The following is a 1,479-nucleotide window of genomic DNA, read 5'->3' as shown; positions in this document are numbered from 1 at the left end:
CTGAACCGATCCCTTCGGCGCTGGTATTTGCGTGTCATTTCGGCGCTAGCGTGGCCGAGTTGCTTTTGCACATAGCGCTCGTCGACTTCGGCCGAGGAGGCGAGGCCAGCCCGCAGAGAATGCCCGGAGAACTTTTGCGCCCGCTCGCCTTCGGACAGGTCGCCGCGCACGCCGGCGGCAAGCGCTGCCCGCTTGACCAGGCGCGCGACTTCCTGTGCGTTGAGCCGGTCGGGGCCGACTTTTCTGCCCTGGCCGGTGACACGACGAAACAGCGGGCCGTGGCTAATCCTGGCGAATTTCAGCCAGGTGTCCAGCGCCACCACCGGGCAGGTGGCGTCGGCCGAGCCGCGGCCGACCTCGACCTCGCGCCATCCGGTTTTGCCCCGCAAGGTGACCAGAATGCCTTTGTCCAAAACTTCGACCCAACCGCCGCCGTCCTCGGTCTGATCGCGCAAACAATCCAGGGCGACGATTTCGGAGCGGCGCAGGCCGCCGGCAAAGCCGAGCAGAAGCATGGCGCGGTCCCTGAGGCCGCGCAAAGTCCCCCGGTCGAGGGTTTCGAGCATGGCGATGAGGTCTTCGGGCAGGATCGCTTCCTTCTGCCGGGGCGGGGCGGCGTGGCTGTTGCGAATGCCGGCCATGACGGTGGCGATATGCCGGTCCTTGCGATCCAGCTTCTGGCCGCGCTGCGCATAATTCCAGCTCAGCGCCGACAGCCGCCGCTCGATCGTCGACACCGTTTTTTTATTTTTATCCCCTGTTCCCGCGGCGCCGCCGGAGGCCTGTGCGGTAATGTAAAGCCCGACAGTCTGCGGATCGGGCGGCAACACCTCGAGATTCTGCCGCCGCGCCCAGGCGCAAAAATGCTTCCAGTCGGCGGCATAGGCGCGCCGCGTATTGACGGAGCTCGCCGCCTCGACGTAGGACCGGGCGCGATCGGCCAGGGTTTCCAGATGCGCCGGCAGGCCAAACGTTGGCTGCGAGCCGAACGTCGGCCCCGGGCCAGACGACGGCTCCGGCTCAGACATCGGCCCCAAATCGGACGTTTGTTCTGAACCGGACGCCGGCTGCCGGGCAGTGGAGTGGTCGGTATTGCCGATGGAAAGCCAACGGTGAGCCTGCGAACGCTTTTCGAGCGACGAACGATGAGCATCCGGTGCGCCTTCGGCCGTATCGGAAGGTCCGGCGGACTTTTCGAAGGACTGCGAACGCCCCACGGGCTGGGGGCCATCGCGGAGGGCTTCGTCGCTTTGCGGCGCGTGCGGCGCCTGGCCCATGGCGCGCACGACCTCGACGATGTCGGGCAGCTCGTCGTCGAGACAGTCGTCGGCCGCTGGCTGGGCGGCGCCAGGATCGACGCCGGCCGCCGGGCTGTGGGCCGCAGCAGAGCGCTGCCGCGTACGATTTTCGGGGGTTTGATCGAGGTTTCGGGCCATTGGCGCAGGCTATGGCATAACGAACGATAAGGCAACATTATCG

The 1,479-nt window shown here is 66.5% G+C and carries 1 protein-coding gene; it reads right to left on the bottom strand.

Translation table 11 applies throughout. The features are described from left to right. Positions 1-1,436, bottom strand: a 1,436-nt coding sequence (locus ACX3P1_RS28045; RefSeq protein WP_459083067.1) for a site-specific integrase, incomplete at its 3' end; no start/stop codon positions are given. Between the last annotated feature and the right edge of the window lie 43 nt (positions 1,437-1,479).

Source organism: Mesorhizobium sp. A623 (genome assembly GCF_054489405.1).
This window is presented reverse-complemented; position numbering and strand designations above follow the sequence as displayed.